Origin of the sequence: Streptomyces montanisoli, assembly GCF_017813245.1 — a bacterium.
GTDB classification, from domain to species: domain Bacteria; phylum Actinomycetota; class Actinomycetes; order Streptomycetales; family Streptomycetaceae; genus Streptomyces; species Streptomyces montanisoli.
In genome coordinates this window covers 1-4,669 of record NZ_JAGIQL010000279.1, presented here as the reverse complement: position 1 = coordinate 4,669, position 4,669 = coordinate 1, and the positions used below count along the sequence as shown (strand labels likewise).

The following is a 4,669-nucleotide window of genomic DNA, read 5'->3' as shown; positions in this document are numbered from 1 at the left end:
AGGCGCCGCGCCCGCGCCCGTACGCCCGTGAGGGGCGCGCCCGTCGACCGGGCGCGCCCCTCACCATGCGTTCGTCCCCCCGTGCGACGTGCCTGTACGGCCCGTCAGTTGTGGCCGAAGCGCTTCTGCCGCTTGCTGTGCACCGGGGGGTCCTGGACGGTGAACGCGCGGTCCTCGGACTCCGCCGTCTTCTCCGCCACGGGCGAGTTGGCCGACTGGGCGCCACGGTCGCCGGCCTGCGGCTTACTCCGGTCACGGTTGCGGTTCTTGGCCATGGTGATGCCTCCTGAAGGGGTTTCGGGGCCAGGGCCAACGTCAGAGTCACATGACGGGAAAAACGCCGCATTTTGGATCATCGCCGTGCGTAGTGATGCCTCGTCGCGGCGGGTGAACGGCGATCCGCCACGCCGAAGATCCAGTTCGGGACGTTAAGGCCCGCCCGGTCGGGCAGACTCGAAGCGAACCCGACTCACCCCCCGATCCCGAGGTTCCGAAAGAAGGTGGAACGCGTGGACCGCTGCGTCGTCCTGGTGGACGCCGGCTACCTGCTGGGCGCCGCCGCGAGCCTCCTCGCAGGAGAACCCTCGCGCTCCCGCATCACCGTCGACCACACCGCCCTCATCAGGGGCCTGCGCGAACGCGCCGAGCAGGAGACGGAACGCCCGCTGCTGCGCATCTACTGGTTCGACGGCGCACCCGACCGCGTACCCCAGCCTGAGCACCGCAGGCTCCGGGTGATGCCCAGGGTGACGGTCAGGCTGGGCGCGCTGACCCGCAGCGACGGCCGGTGGGCCCAGAAGGGCGTGGACGCGGCGATGCACGCCGAGCTCACCGAGCTCGCGAGGAACAGGGCGTGCTCCGACATCGTCCTCGTCACCGGCGACGGCGACCTGCTGCCCGGCCTCATGTCCGCTAAGGAGCACGGCGTCGCCGTCCACCTGTGGGCCGTGCAGGCGGCCGACGGCGACTACAACCAGTCCGAGGACCTGGTCGCGGAGGCCGACGAGCGCCGCGTGCTCGACCGGGCCTGGATCACCCGCGCCATCCGCGCCAAGGACCTCGGCATCTGCCAGCCGTCCGCCGCGACCCGGCCCGACATCGCCGCGATCCTCGCCGCACCGCTGCCGGAGTCGGCGCCCGCGGAGCGCGAGCACCACCACGCCCACGACGCGTCGGCGGCACGTAACGGCGTCGCGGCCCCCGCGGAGCGGGAGGCGCCCGAGCAGGAGCAGCCCTCCACCGCCGGGAAGGCCGGGGTGCCCACACCCAAGGACCTCGCCGGGCTGCGCCCGCCGCTCGGCCAGCCGTCGCAGCCGCCCCAGCCGCAGCAGGTCGGGGCGACGCTGCGGTGGTCGTCCGACAAGGGCTGGCTCGTACGATCGGGGCCCGGCGCCGGCGAGCCACCCGAGACGGCGTCCCTGCCGACGCTCGCCCAGCTCACCAGCGCCGAGCAGCGCTGGGCCGACCGCGAGGAGGACATCACCACCGTCGGCGGCGACCCCTTCGAGGTCGGGCAGGTGTTCGCACGCCGCTGGATGGAGCGGCTGCCCGAGGAGGGGCACACGTCCACGCTCTCCACGCTCTACCCGCGCATCCCGCACCGCATCGACGGCGAACTGCTGCGGTACGCGGCGCGCTTCGGCCTGCTCGCCCACAAGGACGACCAGATCGACGAGCACGACCGGTACGCGATCCGGGCGGGCTTCTGGCGCGAGATCGACGTGACCGCGGCCGCGGGCGGCCCTCCGGAGGAGGGCTGAGCCAAGCCGGGGCGCGCGCGGCCCCGGCGCGGCGCTGACAGGCGGACCACGTAACCTCGTACCTCGTGAGTACGGTGTGCGTGGTACGCGATCTGGTGAAGACGTACCCCGCCGCGCGCGGCAGACGCGGCGCCCCCGGCACGCCGGAGGTGCGCGCCACCGACGGGATCAGTCTCGATGTGCGGCGCGGCGAGATCTTCGGGCTGCTCGGCCCGAACGGCGCGGGCAAGTCCACCCTCGTACGGCAGCTCACCGGGCTGATGCGGCCCGACGGCGGCACCGTCGACGTGCTGGGCCACGACCTGGTGCGACACCCCGAACGCGCCTCCCGCCTGATCGGCTACCTCGGGCAGGAGTCCAGCGCGCTCGACGAGCTGACCGTCGCGCTCGCCGCCGAGACCACCGGCAGGCTGCGCGGCCTCCCGCTGCGGCAGGCCCGCGCCGAACGCGACGCCGTCATCGCGGAGCTCGGCCTCACCGAGCTCGCCGGACGGCCCCTCAAGAAGCTCTCCGGCGGCCAGCGGCGCCTGGCCTGCTTCGCCGCCGCGCTGGTGGGGGAGCGGCCGCTGCTCGTGCTCGACGAGCCCACCACCGGGATGGACCCCGTCGCACGGCGCGCCGTGTGGGCCGCCGTCGACCGCCGCCGCGCCGAGCGCGGCGCCACGGTGCTGCTCGTCACGCACAACGTCATCGAGGCGGAGACCGTGCTCGACCGGGTCGCCGTGCTGGAGCGCGGGCGCGTCATCGCCTGCGACACGCCCGCCGGGCTCAAGCAGCGGGTCGCAGGCGAGGTGCGGGTCGAACTCGTGTGGCGGGAACGCGCGCCGCTCGACGTGCCCGAGGTGGCCGCGCTGCAAGGCTTCGCTCAGGAGTCCGGCCGCCGCTGGGTGCTGCGGCTCGCCCCCGACGAGGCGCGCGCCGCGGTCGGCGCGGTGACCGGGGGCGCCGCGTTCGCGGCGCTGGACGACTTCACACTGGCCACGCCGAGCCTGGAAGACGTGTACCTGGCGCTCGGCGGGCAGACGAAGGGGCTGGTGAAGGCATGAGAGGTGACGCGGCGTGACGAGTGCGGAGACGGAACACGCGATCACGGACACCGCGCACCGGGCCGATCGCGGCGCGCCCGGCGATCGCGGCGTGCCCGATGTGCCCGGCGTGTCCGGGCCCGCCGAGCTGGCGCCGCGCGCCGGGCTGCTGCCGGCGCTCGCGGCCGTCTACCGTGCACAGCTGTCCCGCGCCAGGGTGGCCAGGATCCCGCTGCTGTTCGTGGCGACGTTCCAGTCCGTCGGGATCATGATCCTCATGCGGGGCGTCGTGGACGGCGGCAGCGGCGCGCGCGCCGTGGTCTCCGGGTCGAGCGTGCTAGTCGTGGCGTTCGTCGCGCTCAACCTGCTCGCCCAGTACTTCGGCCACCTGCGCGCGAGCGGCGGCCTCGACCACTACGCGACGCTCCCGGTGCCGCCCGCGGCGGTCGTGCTGGGCGCGGCCGGCGCCTACGCGTCCTTCACGGTGCCCGGCACGGCGGTGACGGCGGTCGTCGGCAGCGCGCTGTTCCAGCTGCCGCTGAGCCATCTGTGGGTGCTCGTCGCGGTCATCCCGCTCGCGGGCGCCGCGCTGGCCGGGCTGGGCGCCGCGTGCGGCCTGCTGGCGCCGCGCCAGGAGGTCGCGACGCTGCTGGGCCAGCTCGGCATGTCCGCCGCGCTGCTGCTCGGCGTGCTGCCCGCCGGCCGGCTGCCCGAGCTGATCCGCTGGGCCCGCGACCTGCTGCCCTCCACGTATGGCGTGGAGGCGCTCGCCCGCACGTTCGACGCGCGGCCCGACTGGGCGGCGGTCGGTCTCGACCTCGCGGTGTGCGCGGGCGTGGGCGTGGCGTCCCTCGCGGTGGCGACCTGGGCGTACCGGCGGGCCGCGGTCCGCTGAGGCGCGGCGGCGCGCGTACGCCGCGCCCGCCCGCCGCCGGGCGCGCGCCCTGGTGGCGCGGCGCACAGGCATGTTTGGCAGGATGGCACGGTGAACGCACCGTTGACGCCGCCCCACCACTCGTCGCCTGACCCCTGGCAGCCGCCGGAGGGCTCCGCGCAGGACGGGCAGGCCTGGCCGGAGCAGCCCCCTTCCCCGCAGGGCCCCGGCATGCGTGCGGAGCTGGCGCAGGCGGGGCTCGCCCTCGTCGCGACGGCCGCGTTCGGGCTGCTGCTCGGCGCGCTGTGGGTGTGGCTCGCGCCGCGCGTGCCCCTGACGTCCGACAGCTCGGCCGTGCTGCTCAAGGACGTCGAGGGCGAGGAGGCGATCGGCGGGGACGGAACGTTCGTGCTGCTGGCGCTGGCGTTCGGTGTGGTCAGCGCGGTGGCCGTCTTTCTGTGGCGCAGGCGGGGCGGTGTGCCGCTGGTGTTCGGCCTGGCGCTGGGCGGTCTCGCGGCCTCGGTGATCGCGTGGAAGTTCGGCGCGGTCCTCGGCCCGACGAGCGATGTCGTGGCGCACGCGAAGCAGGTCGGCAAGGGCGTCACGTTCGACGCGCCGTTGGAACTGCACATGAAGGGCGCCCTGCTGGCCTGGCCGGTGGCGGCGATGGTGGTGCACCTCGCGCTCACGGCGGCGTTCACCCCGAAGGACCCGGAACCCCCCACGCACTGGGCCACCCAGGACTGACCCGGGCCACACCCCGGGCCGGCCCTGAGCACCGGCCCTGCGACCCGCCGCCCCGGACCTGCGCCCGGCGACTGGGCATCTCGCTCGGTGGCGCCACCGGTTGCCGTCTTCGCGCCCCGTGCCGGTGGCCCCGCGGCCCGCGGTAGGCCCGCCGGGGCGACCGGCGCGCGGTGGCCCCGGGTCGGAAGAGCGCTGCGCTGAACTCCAGGCACCGGGGTGTCCGGGGAGCCGGCCGCGGCGCGGGAGGAGGGGGGGGGGGGGGG

Annotated in this window: 5 protein-coding genes; 4 read left to right on the top strand and 1 reads right to left on the bottom strand. The window is 75.3% G+C overall.

The genetic code is table 11. From position 1 onward, the window contains the following. Positions 1 to 104: 104 nt before the first annotated feature. Entirely contained in the window at positions 105 to 275 is a 171-nt protein-coding gene (locus JFN87_RS32065; RefSeq protein ID WP_209345866.1) for a hypothetical protein, read from the bottom strand. Between the two features lie 225 nt (positions 276 to 500). Between JFN87_RS32065 and JFN87_RS32060 the strand changes: the two genes are divergently transcribed. The 4 genes from JFN87_RS32060 (at position 501) to JFN87_RS32045 (ending at position 4,406) form a co-directional block, all read left to right on the top strand. Continuing rightward, positions 501 to 1,760: an NYN domain-containing protein gene (locus JFN87_RS32060; protein ID WP_209345864.1), complete on the top strand. Its 1,260-nt coding sequence runs from the start codon at positions 501 to 503 to the stop codon at positions 1,758 to 1,760. 74 nt (positions 1,761 to 1,834) lie between these two features. Beyond that, positions 1,835 to 2,806, top strand: coding sequence for an ABC transporter ATP-binding protein (locus JFN87_RS32055; protein WP_209345870.1), 972 nt, complete (start codon positions 1,835 to 1,837; stop codon positions 2,804 to 2,806). Between the two features lie 91 nt (positions 2,807 to 2,897). Beyond that, entirely contained in the window at positions 2,898 to 3,680 is a 783-nt protein-coding gene (locus JFN87_RS32050; protein ID WP_307865675.1) for an ABC transporter permease, read from the top strand. Positions 3,681 to 3,770: 90 nt separating this feature from the next. After that, positions 3,771 to 4,406 (top strand): DUF2567 domain-containing protein, encoded by a 636-nt coding sequence (locus tag JFN87_RS32045; RefSeq protein ID WP_209345862.1) that lies wholly within the window; start codon positions 3,771 to 3,773, stop codon positions 4,404 to 4,406. The last annotated feature ends 263 nt before the right edge of the window (positions 4,407 to 4,669 follow it).

Coding starts and splice junctions, on each gene's coding strand:
- JFN87_RS32065 (WP_209345866.1), bottom strand. CDS start 275: ATGGCCAAGAACCGCAACCGTGACCGGAGTAAGCCGCAGGCCGGCGAC.